Here is a 23,433-nt window from a genome sequence, read left to right on the forward strand (position 1 = left end):
TCCTTACAAGTCGCCGAAGAAGCGCTTCACGCCATCGAAGAAGCCCGTGGTTTTCGGCGAGTGGGAGTCGTCACCTTCCAGCGAACTCCGGAACTCTTCGAGCAACTCGCGTTGGCGACGGCCCAGGTTGACCGGCGTTTCCACCGTGACACGGCACATCAGGTCGCCCGCACCGCCACCACGCACCGGCGCCACGCCTTTGCCACGGATACGGAACTGCTTGCCGGTCTGCGTCCCCTCAGGGATCTTGAGCTTGACCCGACCATCCAGAGTCGGAATCTCCAGCTCGCCGCCCAGGGCCGCGTCGACGAAGCTGATCGGCACTTCGCAGAACAGGTGTTTGCCGTCGCGCTGGAAGATCGAGTGCTCGCGCACATTGATCACCACATACAGGTCACCCGTCGGGCCACCCTGAGTCCCCGCCTCGCCTTCGCCCGACAGGCGAATGCGGTCACCGGTATCCACGCCCGCCGGCACTTTGACCGACAGGGTTTTGTACTCTTCGACACGCCCTTCACCGTGGCAGGAATCGCACGGGTCAGAAATGATCTTGCCTTGGCCTTGGCACCGCGGGCAGGTTTGCTGCACCGAGAAGAAGCCCTGCTGCATGCGGACCTGACCGATACCACCGCAGGTCGGGCAAGTGATCGGCGAGGAGCCTTTCTTGGCCCCCGAACCATCGCACGGCTTGCAGTTGACCAGCGTCGGCACGCGGATATTGACGCTGGTGCCGCGCACGGCTTCTTCCAGGTTCAGTTCCAGGGTGTAGCGCAGGTCGCTGCCGCGCTGGGCACCGCCACGCTGACCACCGCGGCCACCGCCGAAGAAGTCGCTGAACACATCGCCGAAAATATCGGAGAAGTTCTGGCCGCCGAAGCCGGCACCGCCGCCACCCATGCTCGGGTCGACGCCGGCGTGACCGTACTGGTCGTAGGCCGCACGCTTGTTGGGATCACACAGGCATTCGTAGGCCTCGTTGGCCTCTTTGAACATTTCTTCGGATTCTTTGTTATCCGGATTACGGTCCGGGTGGTGCTTCATCGCCAGGCGACGGTAAGCCTTCTTCAGGTCCGCCTCGCTGGAACCGCGCTCCACACCCAATACTTCGTAATAGTCACGCTTTGCCATAAGTCTTTGCACTCTTAAGGACGTTCAGCCAGACCCTCCTGAGCCTTGCCGAACTCGTTGAGCCCCAATACAGGCCCGGACCCAACTCACGTCAATTCAACGATCCTGGTCATAACAGCTTTCAGCCAGGGACCCGGCCAAAAACGCGGTGACTGTCGCCGGAAAGCAGGAGCATTCCCGATCACACCGCCAGCATCCGAGCCTTGTCGCATGCTGTAAAAATTCGCATACCCCAGACACGCCAACGCGGGAGCAAGCTCCCGCGCGGCGACATCCTACCAGTCACCGCTTGATAGCGGTCAACCGGCCAAGCAGATTACTTCTGCTCTTTGACTTCTTCGAACTCGGCATCGACAACATCATCGTGCTTGGCTTCAGGCTCTGCCTGATGCGCAGCACCGTCAGCTGGCTGACCTTGCTCGGCGTACATTTTCTGAGCAACCGGCGCGGAGACCTTCGACAGTTCCTCAACCTTGGCTTCGATGGCCGCCTTGTCGTCGCCTTTAACTGCGGCTTCCAGGGCAACCAAGGCCGCTTCGATTGCGGTCTTCTCTTCGGCAGTCACTTTGTCGCCAGCTTCAGCGATCATTTTGCGCGTCGAGTGAACCAGTGCATCGCCCTGGTTACGGGCAGCCGCCAACTCTTCGAACTTCTTGTCAGCCTCGGCATTGGTTTCCGCATCACGAATCATCTGCTGAATTTCTTCATCAGACAGACCAGAGTTGGCCTTGATGGTGATCTTCTGCTCTTTGCCAGTAGCCTTGTCTTTGGCGCCTACGTGCAAGATGCCGTTGGCGTCGATGTCGAAGGTCACTTCGATTTGTGGCACGCCACGTGGTGCTGGTGGAATCTCGGCCAGGTCGAACTTGCCCAGGGACTTGTTCTGCGCCGCTTGCTTACGCTCACCTTGCAGCACGTGAATGGTCACGGCGCCCTGGTTGTCATCGGCCGTCGAGAACACTTGCGATTTCTTGGTAGGAATCGTGGTGTTTTTCTCGATCAGCGCAGTCATCACGCCACCCATGGTTTCGATACCCAGGGTCAGCGGGCTGACGTCCAGCAGCAATACGTCTTTCACGTCGCCGGCCAGTACCGCACCCTGGATGGCAGCACCCATGGCAACAGCTTCGTCCGGGTTCACGTCTTTACGTGCTTCTTTGCCGAAGAACTCGGTCACCAACTTCTGAACCAGTGGCATGCGGGTCTGACCGCCGACCAGGATCACGTCGTTGATCGCACTCACTTCGATGCCGGAGTCTTTCAGCGCGATGCGGCAAGGTTCGATGGTGCGCTGAACCAGGTCTTCAACCAGCGCTTCCAGCTTGGCGCGCGAGATCTTCACGTTCAAGTGCTTAGGACCGGTAGCGTCTGCAGTGATGTACGGCAGGTTAACGTCGGTCGACTGAGCCGAAGACAGCTCGATCTTGGCTTTCTCGGCAGCTTCTTTCAGACGCTGCATGGCCAGCGGGTCACCCTTGAGGTTCATGCCGCTTTCTTTCTTGAACTCGTCAACGAGGTAGTCGATCAGACGGATGTCGAAGTCTTCACCACCCAGGAAGGTGTCGCCGTTGGTGGCCAACACTTCGAACTGGTGCTCGCCGTCAACTTCCGCGATTTCGATCACGGACACGTCGAAGGTACCGCCACCCAGGTCATAAACGATGACAGTGTGGTCGCCCTTGGCTTTGTCCATGCCGTAGGCCAGAGCGGCTGCGGTTGGTTCGTTGATGATACGTTTTACGTCCAGGCCCGCGATGCGGCCGGCGTCTTTGGTCGCCTGGCGCTGGCTGTCGTTGAAGTAGGCCGGAACGGTGATCACCGCTTCAGTCACCGCTTCACCGAGGTAGTCTTCGGCGGTTTTCTTCATCTTTTTCAAGATTTCAGCCGAGATCTGTGGCGGCGACATTTTCTGGCCGTTCACTTCAACCCAGGCGTCACCGTTGTCAGCCTTGGCGATTTTGTAAGGGACCATCTTGATGTCTTTCTGTACGACTTCTTCCTCGAACTTACGCCCGATCAGACGCTTCACCGCGTACAGGGTGTTGTGCGGGTTGGTCACCGCCTGACGCTTGGCCGACTGACCGACGAGGATTTCGCCGTCGTTGGCGTAAGCAATGATCGACGGCGTAGTACGCGCGCCTTCGGCGTTTTCGATGACTTTTGCAACGCCGTTTTCCAGCACGGAGACGCAGGAGTTGGTGGTCCCCAGGTCGATACCGATAATTTTGCCCATGATTTACTCTCCCGAAACTTGAATTTGGATGCCGCAGCAGTGGTGGCTAACTGCGGTAGCACTTAAACGCTTGACTTATAAATGGGGGCCTTGCGGCGTATTTCAAGCCTGCTCATCAATCGAAGGTGAAACCGGTGCAGGCGCCTTGCTGACCACGACCATTGCCGGACGCAGCAGGCGACCGTTGAGCTGGTATCCCTTCTGGAATACTTTCAACACGCTGTTTGGCTCAAGGTCATGACTTTCCTGCATCGCCATGGCCTGGTGATGCTCGGCGTTGAACGGCTCGCCGCCTTGCGGATCGACAGCCTCCAACTGATAACGCTTCAGGGTGTCCTGGAACATTTTCAGGGTCAGCTCGATACCTTCACGCATCGGGCGGATGTTTTCGTCATCCGGGTTGGACAACTCAAGGCCGCGCTCCAGGCTGTCGATGATCGGCAACAGATCACCGGCGAATTTTTCCAGCGCGAACTTGTGGGCCTTTTCTACATCCTGCTCGGCACGGCGGCGGACGTTCTGCAGATCGGCGGCAACACGCAAAGATTGATCCTGCGCAGCGGCCAATTGCTCTTCGAGCACTTGCACACGAGTCGCCAGCTCATCACCGGCAGCCGAATTGGCGTCTGGAGTTTGCGTATCCTGCGTCTGTTCGTCAGCCATAGATTTCTCCTTTCAAAATCATGCGCGAATTCAACTCGCGCTTCTGTTCCGGTATATGGGGCCACAATTTCCAGGTTCAAGGGTGCGGGCGTCACCAAAAGTCTTTCATCTGATCCAGATCAATTCCGACCCATTCATTCCTCTTCGCACTAAAAAAAACATCGAAGCAAGCAAATCGAGCTAAGCGCCAGGATTGTCAGCCCGGAACAAAACACTGTATAAATAACCAGACCTAAAGCCTGGGAGCGGCCGTCATGCTCGTGCACCTGTCCGTACATAACTACGCCATCGTTGAACATCTGGATCTCGAACTGGATCGCGGGATGAGCGTAATCACAGGCGAAACCGGCGCCGGCAAGTCGATCATGCTCGACGCCCTCGGCCTGACCCTGGGCGACCGCGCCGACAGTGGCGTGGTACGCCCCGGCGCAGACAAGGCCGACATCCTGGCGACCTTCGACCTGGCGGACATCCCCGAAGCCGAAGCCTGGCTTGCCGAGCGCGACCTTAATAATGAAGGGCCGTGCATCCTGCGCCGGGTCATCACCGCCGAAGGCCGCTCCCGTGGCTACATCAACGGCACGCCCTGCCCGCTGGGTGACTTGAAGGCCCTGGGCGAGCTGCTGATCGATATCCACAGCCAGCACGAACACCAATCCCTGCTCAAAACCGACACCCATCGCCGCCTGCTCGATGAATACGCCGGCGCCACCGACCTCGCCCGCCAGGTCCAGCTCGCCGCCCAACGTTGGCGCCAGACCCGCCTGGAACTGGAGCGCCTCTCCAATTCCGGCGACGAGCAACGCGCACGCCACCAATTGCTCAGCTATCAACTCGAAGAGCTGGAAAGCCTTGGCCTCGGCGAAAGTGAGCTGGAACAGCTTGAGCAGGAACACAAGAACCTCACCAACGCCGAAACCCTGCTGGGTATTTGCCGCCAGGTGGTGGAGCAATGCAGCGAGAGCGACTCGGGCAATGTGCTCAATGCACTGACCGTCAGCCTCAATCGGCTGTCCAGCGTGAACAATGCGTCCGGCTCGCTGAATGAAGCCACGACCTTGCTGACCAGTGCGCAAATCCAGGTAGAAGAAGCCGTAGGCGAACTGAACCGTTTCCTCGATCACTTCGACGCCGACCCGGCACGCCTGCAGGAAATAGAAGAACGCCTGGACACCATCTACACCCTGGCGCGCAAACATCGGATCCAGCCGACTGAAGTGGCAACGATGCAGCAGAAGCTGCTGGATGAAATCGAAACCCTGAACGCGAATGACGAGTCCATTGAGCGCCTGGGCGACGAGCTGGCTTCTTTCGCCCGCCATTACCAAGAGAAGGCCCGCGAACTGAGCGATCTGCGCCATCAAGCCGCCACGAGCCTGGCCAGCGCGGTCGAGCAGGAAATCCAGCGCCTCGGCATGCCCGGCGGCCGCTTCACCATCGAACTGCACAGCAATACCAGCGCCGAACTGCAGCCCCACGGCCTGGAACAGGTAGAACTGCTGGTCAGCGCCAACCCAGGGCAGCCGCTCAAAGCGCTGGCAAAAGTCGCCTCCGGGGGCGAACTATCGCGGATCAGCCTGGCGATTCAGGTGATCACCGCCCAAACCTCACGGGTTCCGACGCTGGTCTTTGACGAGGTAGACGTTGGCATTGGTGGCCCGACCGCAGAAATTGTCGGCCAACTGCTGCGTCGCCTGGGGGATCGCGGCCAGGTGCTGACGGTTACCCACTTACCGCAAGTAGCCGCCCAAGGGCATCAGCATTTGTTTGTACACAAAGTACGGGGCAGCGATGCGACGCACACGGCGGTGTCCAAGCTGAACAAGTCGGAACGCGTGGAGGAAGTCGCGCGCATGCTCGGCGGCATCGACCTGACCAAGGAGTCCCTGGCCCACGCGAAGAAAATGGTGGTGGCGGCGAAGGCCTGACCGAACCGGCAATTTTCTCTCTGTAGAAAGCACGAAGGCGACCCGGGGGTCGCCTTCAATCGTTCCGCAGAGCGAATCTGCGTCGATTTTTACTTTTTCTTACGTACGTAAAGAACCAAATTGTGGTCCGACAACTCGTAGCCATGCTCCTCGGCAATTGCCTTCTGCAACCGCTCGATTTCCGGGTTGGTGAATTCGATAACCTCACCAGTGTCCACGTCGACCATGTGGTCGTGATGACCACCATCAGCCAATTCGAACACTGCGTGACCGCCGTCGAAATTATGACGAACCACCAGCCCCGCGGCTTCAAACTGGGTCAGCACGCGGTAAACCGTGGCCAGGCCAACGTCCTCATTGGACTCCATCAGCGCCTTGTAAACATCCTCGGCACTCATGTGGCGCTGCTCAGCAGAATCGAGCATTTGTAGAATCTTGACGCGTGGCAGAGTCACTTTAAGACCGGCTTTGCGTAGTTCGCTATTTTCAACCATGGTTAGCTTTCTCGCGGATGCTGCTTCGCAGCTTCTCTTAATACGGGTATGATCGGCGTTTACGTTGTCCCAGCCAAGATAGTGGAAGTCGCCCACCGATGCAAAACACCAAGCTCTTGCTAACCAGTTTCACCTTTGTGGGACTGCTCGCACTCGCCGGTTGTTCATTCCCCGGGGTTTACAAAATCGACATCCAGCAGGGCAATGTCGTCACGCAGGACATGATAGACCAGTTACGCCCGGGAATGACCCGACGGCAAGTACGGTTTATTATGGGCAACCCCCTGCTGACTGACACTTTCCACGCCGATCGCTGGGATTATCTCTACAGCATCCAGCCTGGGGGCGGTGAACGCCAACAGGAGCGCGTCAGCGTCATCTTCAATGGCAATGATCAACTGGTCAGCCTGTCCGGCGATTTCATGCCCGGCGTAAGCCGCGATGAAGCCTTGCTGGGCAAGGATAACGGCACCAACGTGACTGCGCCTGCGCAGGAAGCCGAGAAGCCGAAATCCGAAGTACCGGCCAAGCCTGGCTCATTGCTCGACAAGATCCAGAAAGACGTCGACCGCGTACAAACAGTTCCAGTCCCGACGCCACAGCCTCTGGACACCAGCCCGCAGTAAGTTTGCGGCGCTCGATAAAAGCCCGGCATGCCGGGCTTTTTGTTGCCTGCAGATTCGCCGGCCTATGAACGCTGTTGCTTGACCAACGCCGCCTTGGCCGCACGCAGCCGCCGCACTTCTTTGGGGTCGGCCAGCAGCGGGCGGTAAATCTCGATACGATCACCTGACTGCACGGTGCAGGTATCGGGGTCGACCACTGCCTTACCGAATACCCCCAACGGGCAATCAGCAAGGTTCACCTCAGGAAAGTGCGTAGCAATCCCCGACGCCTGCACCGCAGCCCGCAGGCTCGTACCCGCTGGCACCGCGACCGCCACCAACACCTGGCGATCCACGCCGGCATACACCACTTCAATCTCAACCATGCAGTTGCTTGGCTCGCTGACAGAATGCGTCGACCAGGGTATTGGCCGCCTGATTGAACAAAGGCCCCAACGTCGCCCGCACAATGGGCCCCGCATAATCGAAGGACAGATCCAGGCTGATCTTGCAGGCTTTCTCGGTCAACGCCTTGAACACCCAGACACCATGCAATTGGGTAAACGGCCCTTCCTGCAGATTCATTTCAATGGACTTGCCCGGCACCAGGACATTGCGTGTCACAAAGTGCTGGCTGAGCCCCCCCTTGGCCACCCCGACACTGGCAACCATGTGCTCATCACTGCCTTCCAGCACCTCGGCGGTCGAGCACCAAGGCAGGAATTCCGGGTAACGCGCCACGTCGTTGACCAGGTCATAAAGCACCTGGGCCGGATAGGGCAGCAGGGCCGAACGTTGAATATGCGTCGTCATGTGAGCGTTATTTCCACAGCTGAGCGGCAAACATCGCGAAAGAACAACCCGATCCGCGAGAGAAAAAAACCAAAGAACTGCCGGTATTGTCCGGGATTCGTCCAACACGCTCAAGCACGCAGGTTGACCGTAGCCGACACGCTCGCAACGCCCTATAATGCCGCCCCTATGGCTAAACAAAAGAAACACCCCACAGGGACCATCGCGCAGAATAAAAAAGCGCGACACGATTACTTCATCGAACATCGGTTCGAGGCTGGTCTGGTCCTGGCCGGCTGGGAAGTAAAAAGTCTGCGTGCCAGCAAGCTGCAACTGGTCGACAGCTATGTGCTGCTCAAGGATGGCGAGGCATGGCTGCTCGGCAGTCATATCACCCCGCTGACCACCGCGAGCACGCACGTGATTGCCGACCCGGTACGCACGCGCAAGCTGCTGCTCAATGCCCGCGAACTGGACAAGCTCGCCGCTGCCGTACAGCAGAAAGGCTATGCCTGCGTCTGCCTGTCCTGGTATTGGAGCAAGCATCTGGTCAAGTGCGAGATCGCACTGGGCAAAGGCAAGAAGGAATACGACAAGCGTGACACCGAGCGCGAGCGCGATTCCGACCGTGAACTGCATCGCGCCGTGCGCAACAAGGGCAAGGAAGAATAATCCTTGCGCCGCTGTAGCCTAGCCTAGGGCGCTTCGCCCCTGGCTACATGCCCTTGCGCCGCGCCGCCCGGGCCACGCGCTGAACTTCCTGACGTACCTCCTCCAACACCTCCTGCACATACAACAGGTGACGTGTTGAGACTTCCCGCGCTTGCTCGGCCCGCCCCTCGATGATCGCCAGGTACAAGTCCCGGTGCTGACTGATCAGCATATCGCGGGTTTCCGTGCGCTGCTGGTACATGCCGCCAATGTTGGTCACCACGTTCCGCTTGAGCAGGTCGAACAACCCGCGGATGGTGTGCAACAGCACAGCATTGTGGCTGGCCTCGGCAATGGCCAAGTGAAACCGCGCATCCGCGGCCCCCTCCTCTGCGCGGCTGACCTTATCGTCGCGCGCGTAACAATCCTGTAGCGCTTCAAAGGCCGCCGTCAGCCGCTCACGGTCGACTTCGGTAGCGCGCAATGCCGCGTAATAGGCACAGGACGCTTCGAGGGTTTGGCGAAACTCCAGCAAATCACGCTGCGCCTCGGGATTGTTTTCCAGCAGGTGCAACAACGGATCGCTGAACGTCGAGCCCAACGAATCAGACACATAATTGCCACCGCCCTGGCGACTGACCAGCAACCCCTTGGCCGCCAGTTTCTGGATCGCCTCACGCAGCGAGGGGCGCGAAACGCCGAACTTTTCAGCCAACGCGCGCTCGGCCGGCAAGCGCTCGCCCGATTTCAGCGTGCCCTCAAGGATCATGCCCTCAAGCTGCTCGACAATATCGTCAGACAAACGGCGCTGACGCACCTGATCAAACCCCATAACTCTCTCTCCACGATCCCGACCACTCGCCGGGGCCTCTATTCTGGCCTATCGCAACGCTTGCAGCACCCATCAGAACATCTTCGATTGATGCGATCAGAGCGCCCGCCCTCCCGCTTAAGACCAAAGTTTCGCAGGCGGCAAATTGACACATCCCTGCCTAGGCTTTTACTCTAGCCAACAGCGGCTGTAAATTGGTATTACCAATTATCCAAGCCGACTAAAATGTGCCTGACCAACAACAATTAGGGGCCACCCCATATGCAAACCTGGCAACAGCTCTACAGCCCGCTCGGCAGCCTCGGCCTGTCCGCACTGGCCGCCGTTATTCCAATCGTATTTTTCTTCCTGGCTCTGGCCGTGTTTCGCCTTAAAGGCCACGTCGCCGGCAGCATCACGCTGGCGCTGTCGATCCTGGTGGCGATCTTTGCCTTCCAGATGCCGGTAGACATGGCACTGGCCGCTGCCGGCTATGGCTTTGCCTACGGCCTGTGGCCCATCGCCTGGATCATCGTCGCTGCGGTATTCCTCTACAAACTGACAGTCAAGAGCGGCCAGTTCGAGATCATCCGCAGCTCGGTACTGTCGATCACCGACGACCAACGCCTGCAGGTCCTGCTGATCGGCTTCTGCTTCGGCGCCTTCCTGGAAGGTGCCGCCGGCTTCGGTGCTCCTGTGGCGATTACCGCCGCGCTGCTGGTCGGCCTGGGCTTCAACCCGCTGTACGCCGCCGGCCTGTGCCTGATCGCCAACACCGCGCCCGTCGCCTTCGGTGCCCTCGGGATTCCGATCATCGTCGCCGGGCAAGTGACCGGCATCGACGCGTTCAAGATCGGCGCCATGACTGGTCGCCAATTGCCACTGCTGTCGCTGTTCGTTCCGTTCTGGCTGGTGTTCATGATGGACGGCCTGCGCGGCGTGCGCGAAACCTGGCCGGCCGCCTTGGTGGCAGGCTTGAGCTTTGCCATCACCCAATACTTCACCTCCAACTTCATCGGCCCGGAACTGCCGGACATCACCTCGGCCCTGGCCAGCCTGGTTTCCTTGACTCTGTTCCTGAAAATCTGGCAACCCAAGCGCACCGCCGGCGCGCAGATTGCCGGTGCGACCTCCAGCGCAACGATCACCGCCAGCGCCGGCGGCTTCGGCCTGCCACGCAGCACTGTCGCTTCGCCCTACAGCCTGGGGCGAATCTTCAAAGCCTGGTCGCCGTTCCTGATCCTGACTGTGCTGGTGACCATCTGGACCCTCAAGCCCTTCAAGGCGATGTTCGCCGCAGGCGGCTCGATGTACAGCTGGGTGTTCAACTTTGCGATCCCGCACCTGGACCAACTGGTGGTCAAGGTTGCGCCTATCGTGACCAACCCGACGGCCATCCCCGCGGTATTCAAACTGGACCCGATTTCAGCGACCGGCACTGCGATTTTCTTTTCCGCGCTGATCTCGATGCTGGTATTGAAGATCGACATCAAAACTGGTCTTACCACTTTAAAAGAGACCTTCTACGAACTGCGCTGGCCGATCCTGTCCATCGGCATGGTGCTGGCATTCGCGTTCGTCACCAACTACTCGGGCATGTCCTCGACCATGGCATTGGTCCTGGCCGGCACCGGCGCAGCCTTCCCGTTCTTCTCGCCGTTCCTCGGCTGGCTGGGGGTTTTCCTGACAGGCTCCGACACCTCGTCCAACGCCCTGTTCAGCTCGTTGCAAGCCACCACCGCCCACCAGATCGGTGTCAACGACGTCCTGCTGGTCGCGGCAAACACCAGCGGCGGCGTGACCGGCAAGATGATTTCGCCGCAATCGATCGCTGTGGCCTGCGCCGCTACCGGCCTGGTCGGCAAGGAATCCGACCTGTTCCGCTTCACCCTCAAGCACAGCCTGTTTTTCGCCACCATCGTCGGGCTGATCACACTGGCCCAGGCCTACTGGTTCACCGGCATGCTGGTGCATTGAGACCACAGGTAATCACGCAATAACCGACGCCGAACCGCGATTTCGGCGTCAGCTCTCCACAACCCTTCTGCCGGGCCGCTGAACACGCTGCGGCCCTGACGGACGGACAACCGGGACCACCCGGAGAACGCGCCTGATGAGCGAGCTTTTTTACAACGCCGTGCCGAATGCCACCCGTGTCGCGCCGCCTCTGGCCGAGCCACGCGAATACCCCCACGAAAAACCGCAGAAGGTCTACCTGTTCGGCACCTGCGTGGTCGATCTGTTTTATCCCGAAGCCGGCATGGACGCGATCCACCTGCTGGAACGCGAAGGGATCTGCGTGGATTATCCCCAAGGGCAAAGCTGCTGCGGGCAACCGGCCTACACCTCGGGCTATACCGACCAGGCCCGACAAGTGGCACGCGCGCAACTGGCGCTGTTCGCCGGCGACTACCCGGTGGTGGTGCCATCCGGCTCCTGTGCCGGCATGTTACGTGAGCACTACGCCGACCTCTTCAAGGACGAACCCGACACCCTCAAACAAGTGCAGGCCCTCGCGGCCCGGACTTATGAGTTGGCGGAGTTCCTGTTGTTCGTGTGCAAGGTGCAACTCAACGACAGCGGGGCGCCGGTCAAGGTCGCCCTGCACACGTCGTGCTCCGCGCGTCGGGAAATGAACACCCACCTTCACGGCCGCGAACTGCTTGCCCAATTGCGCAATGTCGAACGCGTCGACCACAGCCACGAAAGCGAATGCTGTGGCTTTGGTGGGACGTTCAGCGTGCGTATGCCAGACATTTCCGGCGCAATGGTGGCCGACAAGACCCGAGCCTTGCAGGACTCCGGCGCCCATCAAGTACTGAGTGCTGATTGCGGTTGCCTGATGAACATCAATGGCGCTCTGGAGAAACAACAGGCGGCCTTACGCGGGCAACACCTGGCCAGCTTTCTCTGGCAACGCACCGGGGGTGAACGATGAACGCCGCGCTGATTCCCACCGTCGAGGTGTCGGAAGACTTCCGCACCCGCGCCCACCAGGCACTGGGCGACGCGCAACTGCGAAACAACTTTCGCAATGCCATGGATTCCCTGATGAGCAAACGGGCGGCGTCTTTCAGCGACGCCCACGAACGCGAACACCTGCGCGCCCTCGGTAACGCGGTGCGCGCCCGCGCCCTGTCGAAGCTGCCCGACCTGCTCGAACAACTGGAAGCCAACCTGACCCGAAACGGCGTGACCGTGCATTGGGCAGAAACGGTTGAAGAGGCCAATGCGATCGTGCTGTCGATCATCCGCCGGCGCGAAGCCACGCAGGTGATCAAAGGCAAATCCATGGTCAGCGAAGAGATGGAGATGAACCACGTACTCGCCGCCCAAGGCATCGAATGCCTTGAGTCGGATATGGGTGAGTTTATTGTTCAACTCGACCATGAGAAGCCGTCCCACATCATCATGCCGGCGATCCACAAGAACGCCAGCCAGGTCGCGTCGCTGTTCCACGAAAAACTCGGCGTGGAGTACACCAAGGATGTCGACCAGTTGATTCAGATTGGTCGCCGCGTGCTGCGGGAAAAGTTCTTCGAAGCGGATATCGGCGTCTCCGGCGTCAACTTCGCCGTGGCCGAAACCGGCACGCTGCTGCTGGTGGAAAACGAAGGCAACGGGCGTATGTCGACCACGGTGCCACCCGTGCATATCGCCGTGACCGGCATCGAGAAGGTCGTGGAAAACCTGCGCGACGTGGTGCCGTTACTGTCGCTGCTGACCCGCTCCGCGCTCGGCCAGCCGATCACCACCTACGTCAATATGATCTCCGGCCCGCGCAAGGCCGATGAGCTCGACGGCCCCGAAGAAGTCCACCTGGTGCTGCTGGACAACGGACGCAGCCAGGCGTTTGCCGACAGCGAATTGCGTCAGACGCTCAACTGCATTCGCTGCGGCGCCTGTATGAATCATTGCCCGGTGTATACCCGAATCGGTGGCCACACCTACGGCGAGGTCTACCCCGGCCCTATCGGAAAAATCATCACACCGCATATGGTCGGCCTGGCAAAAGTACCGGACCATCCCAGTGCGTCTTCGTTGTGCGGTGCTTGTGGAGAAGTGTGTCCGGTAAAAATTCCGATCCCGGCCTTGCTACGCCGTCTGCGGGAAGAGAACGTAAAAGCGCCGGATAGCCCACACCCCGTGATGCGCGGCCAAGGCAGCAAGTATTCGCGCCAGGAGCGGTTCATCTGGAACGCCTGGGCCAAGCTCCACAGCTCACCGACGCTGTACCGCCTGTTCACATTCGCCGCCACGCGCCTGCGCGCCCTCGTACCGAACAACGTCGGGCCATGGACGCAAAACCATAGCGCGCCTAAACCCGCCGCCCGTTCGCTGCATGACCTGGCACGCGAGCATTTGGCCAAACAGGGAGCGCGTTGATGAGCGCCAAGCAAAATATCCTCGGCAAATTGCGCCACAGCCTGACGGGCACAACACCAGTGCCCGACAACTTCGATGAGGCCCTGGTCACACAGATCTACACCTACCCGCCAGAGCAGCGCATCGCACAATTGCGCAAGCTGATGGAGGCGGTGCATACCGAGATCCACCTGACCCGCGGCGCCGAATGGCCAGCTTTACTCGCGCAGCTGCTGCAAAAACGCGAGCTGCCCAGCCTGCTCATCGCGCCGACAACCGAGCATGGGCGGCGCATCACCGAGCACTGGTCGAACCATCCGCAATTGCCGCAGCTCAAAGCCTACGACCGCCCTGTGGAAGAATGGAAAGCCGAGCTGTTTAATGACACACCGGCCAGCCTGACCACGACCCTCGGCGCCATCGCCGCCACCGGTAGCCTGATTCTGTGGCCCACGCGGGAAGAACCGCGACTGATGAGCCTGGTGCCGCCGGTACACTTTGCACTGCTCAAGGCCAGCGAGATTTACGACAACTTTTATCAGGTCCAGCAGCAATTCGCCTGGGCCCAAGGCATGCCCACCAATGCCCTGCTGGTGTCCGGCCCGTCGAAGACCGCTGACATCGAACAAGTTCTGGCTTATGGCGCCCACGGTCCGAAGGACCTGGTGGTGCTGATCCTGGAGGACCAATGAGTCTGCCTGCCGCTTTCCTTGCTGACGTCGCACAGCTGATCCCGAAAATTCGTCGCTTCGACGACCCACTTTCCACCTTGGCATTTGGCACAGACGCCAGCTTTTACCGACTGATCCCACAGCTGGTGATTCGCGTCGAGTCGGAAGACGAAGTCGTGGCGCTGCTGAAACTGGCCCAGCGCGATCATGTTCCGGTGACCTTCCGCGCAGCGGGCACCAGCTTGTCCGGGCAGGCCATCAGCGATTCGGTGCTGATCGTACTGGGGGACAACTGGAACGGCCGCGAAATTCGTGGGCAAGGCACGCAGATCCGCCTGCAACCCGGCGTGATCGGCGCCCAGGCCAACGCCTGGCTGGCGCCATTCGGGCGCAAGATCGGGCCGGATCCGGCGTCGATCAACGCCTGCAAAATCGGCGGCATCGTCGCCAACAATGCCAGCGGCATGTGCTGCGGTACGGCGCAAAACACCTACCACACCCTGGCCGGGATTCGCCTGGTGCTGGCCGACGGCAGCCGCCTGGACACCGAAGATGCCGCCAGCGTCGCAGCATTTCGTCAGCAGCACGGCGCGCTGCTTGAACGCCTGGCCACACTCGGGCGGGAGACGCGGGCAAACGCTGAACTGGCCGCCAAAATCCGCCACAAATACCGTCTGAAAAATACCACCGGCCTGTCACTCAACGCCCTGGTGGATTTCGATGAGCCGCTGGATATCCTCAGCCACCTGCTGGTGGGCTCCGAAGGCACCCTGGGCTTTATCAGCGCAGTGACTTACGACACCGTCATCGACCACCCGAACAAAGCCTCGGCGCTGATCGTATTCCCCGATGTCGAGACCTGCTGCAATGCGGTGACCGTCCTGAAAACCCAACCGGTCTCAGCGGTTGAGCTGCTCGACCGACGCAGCATGCGTTCGGTGCAGGACAAACCCGGCATGCCCGCCTTCGTACAACATCTATCGGAAAATGCCTGCGCACTGTTGATCGAATCCCGTGCGGCATCGCCCTCTTTGCTCCAGGAGCAACTGGCGCTGATCATGGCGTCCCTGGCGGCGTTCCCGGTGGAAAAACAGGTCGACTTCACCGAAGACCCGGTGGAAAACGCCCGCCTGTGGGCGATCCGCAAAGACACCTTCCCCGCCGTCGGCGCCGTGCGCAAAACCGGCACTACGGTGATCATCGAAGACGTGACGTTCCCGGTCGAGCAGTTGGCCATCGGCGTTAACCGTTTGATCGAGCTGTTCGACAAACACCACTACGACGAAGCCATCCTTTTCGGACACGCTCTGGAAGGCAATCTGCACTTTGTGTTCACCCAAGGCTTCAACAGCAGCGAAGAAGTCGCACGCTACCAAGCGTTCATGGACGACGTCGCCCAACTGGTGGCCGTAGAGTTTGGCGGCTCACTGAAAGCCGAGCATGGCACCGGCCGCAACATGGCGCCGTTCGTCGAGCTGGAATGGGGCAGCGACGCCTATCAACTGATGTGGCAACTCAAGCGCCTGCTCGACCCCAACGGTATTCTCAACCCGGACGTGGTGCTCAGCGAAGATCCGCAGATCCACCTTAAACACCTCAAGCCGCTGCCTGCCGCCGACGAGCTTGTGGATAAGTGTATCGAGTGCGGTTTCTGCGAGCCGGTATGCCCGTCGAAAGGCCTGACCTTGAGCCCGCGCCAGCGCATCGTGATCTGGCGCGATATCCAGGCGAAGAAACGCGCCGGCATCGACACCACTGAACTGGAAACGGCCTACCACTACCAGGGCATCGACACCTGCGCCGCCACCGGGTTATGCGCCCAGCGCTGCCCTGTGGGAATCAACACCGGCGACTTGGTGAAAAAACTCCGGGCCCGCGACGCCGACCATACGAAAACTGCCGAATGGTTGGCCACCCACTTCGCCACCGCGCTGCAAGGCGCGCGCTTTACCCTGCACGTCGCCAACGGCGCACGCATGCTGTTGGGCGCGCCGCGCCTGGCCAAGTTGTCGGCCACAGTGAGCAAGTTGTCCAAGGGACAAATCCCACAATGGACCAACGCCATGCCGCAACCGGAAAAAGCCATTCGCTTCAGTCCGGCGGTGACCGATGAGCGGCCACGCGTGGTCTACCTCGCGGCATGCGTCTCACGCGCCATGGGCCCGGCGGCTGGCGATAAAGAGCAAACGTCGCTGTACGACAAAACCCGCGGCCTGCTGGAAAAAGCCGGCTACCAAGTCGTCTTCCCCGACAACCAGGACAACCTGTGCTGCGGCCAGCCTTTCGCCTCCAAGGGCTATGCCGAACAGGCCGAACACAAACGCCAGGAACTGATCGGCGCGTTGCTCCACGCCAGCCGCGGCGGCCTCGACCCGATCTACTGCGACACCAGCCCCTGCACCCTGCGCCTGGTGCAAGACCTGGGCGAAACACGCCTGGACCTGTACGACCCGGTACGATTTATCCGAACGCACCTGATGGACCGCCTCGACTTCATACCGCAGGAAGCACCGATCGCCGTACACGTCACTTGCAGCACCCAGCACCTCGGGGAAAGCCAGGCCCTGATCGACCTGGCCCGCCGCTGCGCGAAAACCGTGGTGATCCCGGAAGGCATCCACTGCTGTGGTTTTGCCGGCGACAAAGGCTTCACCACCCCGGAACTCAACGCCCACTCCCTGCGCTCGCTGAAAGACGCCGTGCAATATTGCAGCGAAGGCATCTCCACCAGCCGCACCTGCGAGATCGGCCTGAGCCAGCATGGCGGCATCGATTACCACGGGCTGGTCTACCTCGTGGACCGCGTAACCCGACCGAGGGCGCACTAATCCGGCACAAAAACAGAACCCCTGCGCGGCGACGTAGTCATCTGCATAGGCCTCGGCGATCGAGGCTCATCAGTGATGTCGCTGGCAGCCCTTGAACGCCAGCAACGTCGAGCCCTTTTTCGCAAGGAGATACCCTTATGAAGCATTCCGCTCTTGCTGGCGTGTTCATTGCCGCTGCGATGCTGGCCTCACCGGCGTTTGCCGCCGGAAAAACCGACCAGCTTTGTCAGATTAATCTCGACAAAATCAACAACGGCAAAGCCCTGCTCGCCACCGACACCACTGGCAAAAGCGGCGAAATCGACACCGCCGTGTCTCAAGCCAAAGCCGCCCAAGCAGCAGGTGATGACAAGAGGTGCATAGAGATCACGTCCAAAGCCCTGCAAGACCTACAGAACAGCGACAAAGGCGCCAATCAGTAACACCCGACGCTCATGGCCAACCTTCGGGTTGGCCTTCTGTGACCGTTTGGCGTACACTGCACAGGCTTGTCACTCACTAAGAAACAACGAGTTACAAGCACGGGGCCGTTTAGGATTCGACGCCGGTCGCGAAACTTTAGGTGCATGCCGAGTTGGTAACAGAACTCGTAAATCCACTGTTGCAACTTTCTATAGTTGCCAATGACGAAACCTACGGGGAATACGCTCTCGCTGCGTAAGCAGCCTTAGCCCTTCCCTCCTGGTACCTTCGGGTCCAGCAATCATCAGGGGATGTCTGTAAACCCAAAATGATTGTCATATAGAACAGAATCGCCGTGCAGTACGTTGTGGACGAAGCGGCTAAAACTTACACAACTCGCCCAAAGCACCCTGCCCGTCGGGTCGCTGAGGGTTAACTTAATAGACACGGCTACGCATGTAGTACCGACAGCGGAGTACTGGCGGACGGGGGTTCAAATCCCCCCGGCTCCACCACTTCATCATCTAAAGACGTCCACGGACGTCTTTTTTTGTGCCTGAAATCCAGTGAAATCACGGGCTTCAGGGCCATTGGCTTCCGCAGATGCATTTAGAGTTCCAGGCGTTTTGGTATCCCATTTGGTATCCCGGACCCACCGGTGTTATTTTGGGGATACCAAAACGGTGTCGGAGGTAGCTCTCATGCCTACTAATGCAACCCGCCTCTCAGACCGCCAACTCAAGGCAGTCAAGGCAACAGGAAAAGACTTCGTTCTCACTGACGGCGACGGCCTTCAACTCAGAGTCAGAGCCAGTGGCTCGATGATATGGAATTTCAACTACCGCGAGCCGGTAACCAAAAACCGCCTCAATATGGCGCTGGGCCCTTACCCGGCTCTCTCGTTGGCGAACGCCAGAAAGAAAGCTCAAGAAGCACGTGAACTACTGGCGCTAGGCATTGATCCCAAGGCTCACCGCGATGAGCTCAGACAAGCCAAGCTGGCGAAGACCGAACACACATTCGAGAAGGTGGCCACCGCCTGGTTCGAACTGAAAAAACACTCCGTCACAACGGCCTACGCCGAAGACATCTGGCGCTCACTCACGCTGCATGTTTTCCCTAGCCTCAAAGCCACACCCCTTGCAAACATCACCGCTCCCATGATCATCAAGCTCCTACGCCCGATCGAGGCCAAAGGCAGCCTGGAGACGGTCAAGCGACTTTCCCAACGTCTCAACGAAATCATGGCCTACGGCGTCAACTGCGGACTGATCTTCGCGAACCCGCTCAGCGGCATTCGCGCAGCCTTCAAAAAGCCGCAAAAAGAAAACATGCCGGCACTTCCCCCCGAAGAACTACCCGACCTCATGGTGGCAATTGCCAACGCCAGCATTAAACGCATCACCCGCTGCCTCATCGAATGGCAACTGCACACCATGACCCGCCCTGCCGAGGCTGCTGGAACGGCCTGGGCAGAAATTGATTTCGAGAAACGCATCTGGACCATCCCAAAGGAGCGCATGAAAAAACGCCGTGTGCACCCCATCCCCCTAAGCGACCAGACGCTCGCGCTGCTGGAGACACTCAAGCCCTACAGCGGCCACCGGGAACACGTATTTCCGGCCGACCGAAATCCGCGTACCCACGCAAACAGCCAGACCGCAAACATGGCATTAAAGCGTATGGGCTTCCAAGATCGGTTGGTCAGCCACGGCCTGCGATCAATGGCCAGCACCATCCTCAACGAACATGGATGGGACCCTGAGTTGATTGAAGTCGCACTCGCCCACGTTGATAAAGACGAAGTCCGAAGCGCGTACAACCGAGCTGACTACATTGAGCGAAGACGCCCGATGATGACTTGGTGGAGCGAGTACATTCAAAAAGCTGCCACCGGCAATTTGTCGGTGACGGCCATTCATGAAAACAAAAACGGGAACGTCATCCCGTTTCGTTAATTAGTTCTTGATGGCGATAGCGGCGACACTGGCGACATCCCACGTATTTAGCGGTCCTTCGTATGGCGACAACGTGGCGACAGTCGCCACCATCTGCATCGCCCATAAGCTTTTAAGGCCCAGCCCCTGAGGGCAGGAAGGCTTCGCCTTCCTGCCCTCAGGGGCTCACTTTAAAAACCGACGAACGGCCAATCGCCCATTCAAGGCCACCTTCTTCCACTCACGTCCAACGCCTAAAAAGCCCACCGCCCCCCCAGTTGACCACCCTCCGAGCACGCGTTACACCAAAGCCGTATAGCGCTGTCATCGACAGCATTGCCCAGGTAGCCAGGGACCTTTAAGGCTACGCCCTAGAGTGGTGGTCCCAGCCCATGCGCGCTCGCTTCCAATTAGGTGCGCAGTCACGCCCAACGTGATCGAAGCCAACTTATCCACAGTGCAAATGCGGCAGCCCACGCCCGTCTCTTTCTCCAGGAAAGAGACGGGCGCCGAAATCACTGCCGCAGCCCTTGCCGGGCAACACATTGCAGCATTTGTGCCTGTGACAATCGGCGTGACAAACCCCGATGTCACCCGCAGCAGCAATGCAGATGATGGTGCCGCAGTCCACGGAATGGACTGCACCTGACTGACAGTCAGGCACGCCCCGGTCATCGCATCACTGCCTGCAACAGACTCAGGATCTCGCGGCGCTGGTCTCGTCAGCCAACGCAGCCTCCACCCGCCCACCGCTATCGGTGTTCAGGAGGCCAGATCATGAGATGCCCAAGCTCCCGGTTGTAAAGAGCCGCCCGTCCCGCGTAAGTGGACAACCCTCACAGGCTGCAGGGGCCTTGATCCCTGATAACACTCAACAACCGTGGCGGGGAGAGTGAGGGGGAAATTCGAAGCACCAGGAGAATGACGATGCAATTGTGCGAAGTGTTCGACCTGCCACAGCCGCTGCTGGAATACCGGCCCGAGCCGCTTGCGTATCCAGTCGAAGAGTTGGGACAGATCTTAGGGCCAGCCGTCGAACGCATGGCCGAGGTGATCGGCGTGCCCTGCGCCATGGCTGCGCAATCGGTGTTGGCCACTGCCGCCCTAGTGGCCCAGTCGCACGCCAATGTGCATCTCGATGGCCGTGTTTATCCGTTGTCCCTATACATGCTTACGGTGGCATCGTCGGGTGATCGGAAAAGCGCAGTGGATCATCTTGCGCTGGCGGCTGCGCGTGAGTGGGAGCGACGGCAGTGGATGCTGTACTTGGAGCAACTGAAAGCCAATCGCGCCGCCATTCGAGGAAAGCACGACGCTCGTGAGTTATCCGACCCCGTGCCGCCTAGGTTGATCATCGCCGAGCCCACCATTGAGGCGCTGATCAAAAACCTATGCCAGGGCTTGCCCAGCATGGGGTTATTCAACGATGAGGGCGGCCAGTTTTTGGGCAGCAGCACGATGAGCAAAGAGAACCAACTCAAGGCCATCACCACCCTGTCAGCGCTCTGGGATGGCAGCCCCATCGACCGGGTGCGCTCCATGCCTGGCGAAAGTCTACGAGCGTATGATCGCCGTCTCAGTCTGCATCTGATGCTGCAACCTTACCTGGCCAACCAGCTACTCACAGATCGAATGATCAACGGCCAAGGCATTCTTGGGCGCTGCCTGATCAGTTGGCCGGAACGCCTGGTGGGGCGGCGCTTGTACAAGGCCGTCGACCTGACGCGAGATGCCAAGATCCAGCGCTATCAAGCGCGCATCACCGCTCTGTTGGATAAGCCGATGTCGCTACACAACGACGGCTCACTTAACCCTGACAGGCTGGAACTGACACCCAGCGCGCGCACTGCCTGGATCGATATTCACGACACCATTGAATGCCAATCTGGTGAGTTTGGCGAGCTGTCCGGCGTTCAATCCGTCGCGGGGAAAGCAGCCGCCAACTTACTGCGTATCGCCGGGGTATTGGCGGTGATTGAAGACGCGCATGTAGTGGACGAACCCCATATCCAGCGCGCCTCGACGCTAATGGATTACTACCTGGCCGAAATCCAGCGCCTGACGGAGCAAGAGCCCATCAACACATTACGCGAGGAGGCGGATCGACTGCTGCGCTGGCTGACGCAAAAAGGCTGGACCCAATTTACCGTCCGCGACCTCAATCGCAATGGCCCCCGCTTTGCCCGCAAGAGCAGTCATCACGCAATTACGCTGCTGGTCGAATTGATCTCACATAGCTGGCTGGACTCTCCTGACGGAAAGACCTTCGAGGTGCGCCATGTTCCGCCTCAATGACGCGGTGCGCCGTTACCAGGCGCAGCATCAGACCCGACCTGCGTTGCGGAGTGTCGCCACTTCCGTCGCCGCCTTGTCGCCATGCTTCAGACCAGCAACTACAAGGGTTGTCGCCACTGTCGCCCTTGTCGCCACACCCGCCTTAGGGCCTGTAGACATCGGCCAACTGATCCACCAACTGCGCGAAGAGGGAGCAATGCTGCGGCATCAGCAAAATGCCCTGATTATTCGTCCCACACATTGGCATCAGACGGACAAGATCAGCGCCCACTGGAAAGCGGTGCTGCGCTTTTTGCAAGACATGGAAAACGGTGAAGCCGATGGCATTGGTCGGCCGGCGTGACGGGCGCAACTTTGGCTACGGCCGTCAGCTCAGCTATGCCGGCCCACAAGCGTTGAACGATATGTTTGCCGGCGGCCACTTCGCTACGGTCAAAGCACACAGTGATCGCTGGCAAGCGTTTGTGAAGTGGTGTCGGTCAACAGATGGTCCCGGTTACAACGATGCCCGCCAAATAGATCGCAGTACCTTGCACTGCTACGCCACACACCTACGTCAACAAATCCAACAAGGTGAAATCTGCATCGCCACCGCGCAGAACCGCCTAAGTAGCGTCAACCGCACCCTCGCAGCGCTACGCGGTGATCAGTACGTGAAAATCGCCAGCCCCAGCAAGGCACTCGGTATGCAGCGATCAAGCGTACGCACCCGAGCACCGGATGGCCAAGACCACCAGCAACTGAGTCGAGTGATTGGAGCTCTTCGCGAACAGCAACACTACCGCGTCGCTGCGATTGTCTGCTTGGCCCGGGCAATCGGCATGCGCTTGCGCGAAACGATCTTGGCTGACCTGCCACGTTTGCAACGTGAGGCTAAACACTTAGGCCGCATCAATATTCAGGATGGGACCAAAGGCGGCCGGGCTGGCGCTTCAGCACCGCGCTGGATCATCGCAAATAACGAGGTTAAGGCAGCCTTGCAGATGGCTCGTCACGCTTCGCCACCCCACTGCCGCAATTTGCTGGCCCAAGGCGAAAGCTACGCCGCGTTCCTGCAAAAGACCGTGCGCATCGCACGTGAAACGCTGCATGAGCAAGGACTGAAGGGTTTTCATGAACTGCGAGCGGCCTACGCTTGCGAGCGTTACGAGCAGCTCACGGGCCATGCCGCCCCGGTAAATCGTGGCCACTGCTATCGCATTGACCGCGACCTTGATCAACTGGCGCGCCAACAGATCAGCCTTGAGATTGGACATAACCGGATCGATGTGGTTTCGGCCTACATTGGAGGTCGAGCGTGACCAAGCCCTTCGATATGGCGCTGTTCCTGAGCGGCGTACTGACTGGCTCCAAGGCCACCCAGCAACGACATCTACGACAAGCCCGAATCATGCAAGCTGCCATTCAACAGCGATGGCAGCGAGATAATCCTTGGACCTGGCAGCTCAAGCATTTGCGCTGGTTTCTCACTCATCACCTGAAAGACCATACCGACGCCACCCGGTATTACTATCGACTCACAGCTCTATTGCTCTGGAAGCGATTAGGGAGAGTTCGAGAGCTGCTGATGTGATATTCGACGAGTCCTAGCCTAGCCCACCAGTCGCACTTACAACCGGCTAGTGCAACC

The 23,433-nt window shown here is 59.4% G+C and carries 21 protein-coding genes and 1 other RNA gene; 15 read left to right on the forward strand and 7 right to left on the reverse strand.

The features are described from left to right. Nucleotides 1–3 precede the first annotated feature (3 nt). The 3 genes from dnaJ to grpE form a co-directional block, all read right to left on the reverse strand. Entirely contained in the window at nucleotides 4–1,128 is a 1,125-nt protein-coding gene (dnaJ, locus tag LQ249_RS26790; protein WP_057005459.1) for a molecular chaperone DnaJ, read from the reverse strand. Nucleotides 1,129–1,444: 316 nt separating this feature from the next. Continuing rightward, entirely contained in the window at nucleotides 1,445–3,361 is a 1,917-nt protein-coding gene (gene dnaK / locus LQ249_RS26795; protein WP_017847410.1) for a molecular chaperone DnaK, read from the reverse strand. 102 nt (nucleotides 3,362–3,463) lie between these two features. After that, nucleotides 3,464–4,024, reverse strand: a complete 561-nt coding sequence (grpE, locus tag LQ249_RS26800) for a nucleotide exchange factor GrpE (protein WP_017847409.1) — start codon at nucleotides 4,022–4,024, stop codon at nucleotides 3,464–3,466. 254 nt (nucleotides 4,025–4,278) lie between these two features. On the opposite strand from grpE, the gene recN reads away from it, so the two are divergent. Further along, entirely contained in the window at nucleotides 4,279–5,952 is a 1,674-nt protein-coding gene (gene recN / locus LQ249_RS26805) for a DNA repair protein RecN (RefSeq protein WP_046382039.1), read from the forward strand. An 89-nt stretch (nucleotides 5,953–6,041) separates the two neighbouring features. On the opposite strand, the gene fur is transcribed toward recN, so the two are convergent. After that, complete coding sequence (gene fur / locus LQ249_RS26810) at nucleotides 6,042–6,446, reverse strand: ferric iron uptake transcriptional regulator (protein ID WP_046385174.1); 405 nt, start codon at nucleotides 6,444–6,446, stop codon at nucleotides 6,042–6,044. Nucleotides 6,447–6,544: 98 nt separating this feature from the next. Between fur and LQ249_RS26815 the strand changes: the two genes are divergently transcribed. Then, complete coding sequence (locus LQ249_RS26815) at nucleotides 6,545–7,072, forward strand: outer membrane protein assembly factor BamE (protein WP_046382038.1); 528 nt, start codon at nucleotides 6,545–6,547, stop codon at nucleotides 7,070–7,072. A gap of 62 nt (nucleotides 7,073–7,134) precedes the next feature. On the opposite strand, the gene LQ249_RS26820 is transcribed toward LQ249_RS26815, so the two are convergent. Together LQ249_RS26820 and LQ249_RS26825 are read right to left on the reverse strand one after the other, a co-directional pair. Further along, complete coding sequence (locus tag LQ249_RS26820; RefSeq protein ID WP_126588585.1) at nucleotides 7,135–7,437, reverse strand: RnfH family protein; 303 nt, start codon at nucleotides 7,435–7,437, stop codon at nucleotides 7,135–7,137. Continuing rightward, a complete protein-coding gene (locus tag LQ249_RS26825; RefSeq protein ID WP_046382036.1) occupies nucleotides 7,430–7,864 on the reverse strand; it encodes a type II toxin-antitoxin system RatA family toxin in 435 nt (144 codons plus the stop codon). Before LQ249_RS26825 ends, LQ249_RS26820 begins: the two co-directional genes overlap by 8 nt. A gap of 168 nt (nucleotides 7,865–8,032) precedes the next feature. Between LQ249_RS26825 and smpB the strand changes: the two genes are divergently transcribed. Continuing rightward, nucleotides 8,033–8,515 carry an SsrA-binding protein SmpB gene (smpB, locus tag LQ249_RS26830; protein WP_017847403.1) on the forward strand — a complete coding sequence of 161 codons (483 nt, stop codon included), beginning with the start codon at nucleotides 8,033–8,035 and terminating at the stop codon, nucleotides 8,513–8,515. A 43-nt stretch (nucleotides 8,516–8,558) separates the two neighbouring features. Here the strand turns inward: smpB and LQ249_RS26835 are convergent, their stop codons facing one another. Continuing rightward, complete coding sequence (locus LQ249_RS26835; protein WP_017847402.1) at nucleotides 8,559–9,326, reverse strand: FCD domain-containing protein; 768 nt, start codon at nucleotides 9,324–9,326, stop codon at nucleotides 8,559–8,561. A 261-nt stretch (nucleotides 9,327–9,587) separates the two neighbouring features. Here LQ249_RS26835 and LQ249_RS26840 point away from each other — a divergent pair, with 261 nt between their 5' ends. The 12 genes from LQ249_RS26840 (at nucleotide 9,588) to LQ249_RS26895 (ending at nucleotide 23,376) form a co-directional block, all read left to right on the forward strand. Continuing rightward, nucleotides 9,588–11,282, forward strand: coding sequence for a lactate permease LctP family transporter (locus LQ249_RS26840; RefSeq protein WP_017847401.1), 1,695 nt, complete (start codon nucleotides 9,588–9,590; stop codon nucleotides 11,280–11,282). 136 nt (nucleotides 11,283–11,418) lie between these two features. Next, complete coding sequence (locus LQ249_RS26845; RefSeq protein WP_046382035.1) at nucleotides 11,419–12,243, forward strand: (Fe-S)-binding protein; 825 nt, start codon at nucleotides 11,419–11,421, stop codon at nucleotides 12,241–12,243. After that, nucleotides 12,240–13,691 (forward strand): LutB/LldF family L-lactate oxidation iron-sulfur protein, encoded by a 1,452-nt coding sequence (locus tag LQ249_RS26850; RefSeq protein WP_017847399.1) that lies wholly within the window; start codon nucleotides 12,240–12,242, stop codon nucleotides 13,689–13,691. The genes LQ249_RS26845 and LQ249_RS26850 overlap by 4 nt, the downstream gene beginning before the upstream one ends. Beyond that, nucleotides 13,691–14,362: a LutC/YkgG family protein gene (locus LQ249_RS26855; RefSeq protein WP_057005461.1), complete on the forward strand. Its 672-nt coding sequence runs from the start codon at nucleotides 13,691–13,693 to the stop codon at nucleotides 14,360–14,362. Before LQ249_RS26850 ends, LQ249_RS26855 begins: the two co-directional genes overlap by 1 nt. Beyond that, nucleotides 14,359–17,169, forward strand: coding sequence for an FAD-binding and (Fe-S)-binding domain-containing protein (locus LQ249_RS26860; protein WP_046382032.1), 2,811 nt, complete (start codon nucleotides 14,359–14,361; stop codon nucleotides 17,167–17,169). The genes LQ249_RS26855 and LQ249_RS26860 overlap by 4 nt, the downstream gene beginning before the upstream one ends. 137 nt (nucleotides 17,170–17,306) lie before the next feature. Beyond that, entirely contained in the window at nucleotides 17,307–17,591 is a 285-nt protein-coding gene (locus tag LQ249_RS26865) for a hypothetical protein (RefSeq protein WP_017847396.1), read from the forward strand. A 101-nt stretch (nucleotides 17,592–17,692) separates the two neighbouring features. Continuing rightward, nucleotides 17,693–18,086: a transfer-messenger RNA gene (gene ssrA / locus LQ249_RS26870) on the forward strand. Nucleotides 18,087–18,272: 186 nt separating this feature from the next. Next, nucleotides 18,273–19,529, forward strand: coding sequence for an integrase domain-containing protein (locus LQ249_RS26875; protein WP_232566006.1), 1,257 nt, complete (start codon nucleotides 18,273–18,275; stop codon nucleotides 19,527–19,529). A 906-nt stretch (nucleotides 19,530–20,435) separates the two neighbouring features. After that, on the forward strand, nucleotides 20,436–21,803 hold the full coding sequence (locus tag LQ249_RS26880) for a YfjI family protein (protein WP_232566007.1): 1,368 nt from the start codon (nucleotides 20,436–20,438) through the stop codon (nucleotides 21,801–21,803). Beyond that, on the forward strand, nucleotides 21,787–22,146 hold the full coding sequence (locus LQ249_RS26885) for a hypothetical protein (RefSeq protein WP_232566008.1): 360 nt from the start codon (nucleotides 21,787–21,789) through the stop codon (nucleotides 22,144–22,146). The genes LQ249_RS26880 and LQ249_RS26885 overlap by 17 nt, the downstream gene beginning before the upstream one ends. Further along, complete coding sequence (locus LQ249_RS26890) at nucleotides 22,124–23,104, forward strand: integrase domain-containing protein (protein ID WP_232566009.1); 981 nt, start codon at nucleotides 22,124–22,126, stop codon at nucleotides 23,102–23,104. Before LQ249_RS26885 ends, LQ249_RS26890 begins: the two co-directional genes overlap by 23 nt. Beyond that, nucleotides 23,101–23,376: a hypothetical protein gene (locus LQ249_RS26895; RefSeq protein ID WP_232566010.1), complete on the forward strand. Its 276-nt coding sequence runs from the start codon at nucleotides 23,101–23,103 to the stop codon at nucleotides 23,374–23,376. The genes LQ249_RS26890 and LQ249_RS26895 overlap by 4 nt, the downstream gene beginning before the upstream one ends. Nucleotides 23,377–23,433 lie beyond the last annotated feature (57 nt).

Source organism: Pseudomonas sp. 7-41 (genome assembly GCF_021233075.1).
Lineage (GTDB): Bacteria > Pseudomonadota > Gammaproteobacteria > Pseudomonadales > Pseudomonadaceae > Aquipseudomonas > Aquipseudomonas veronii.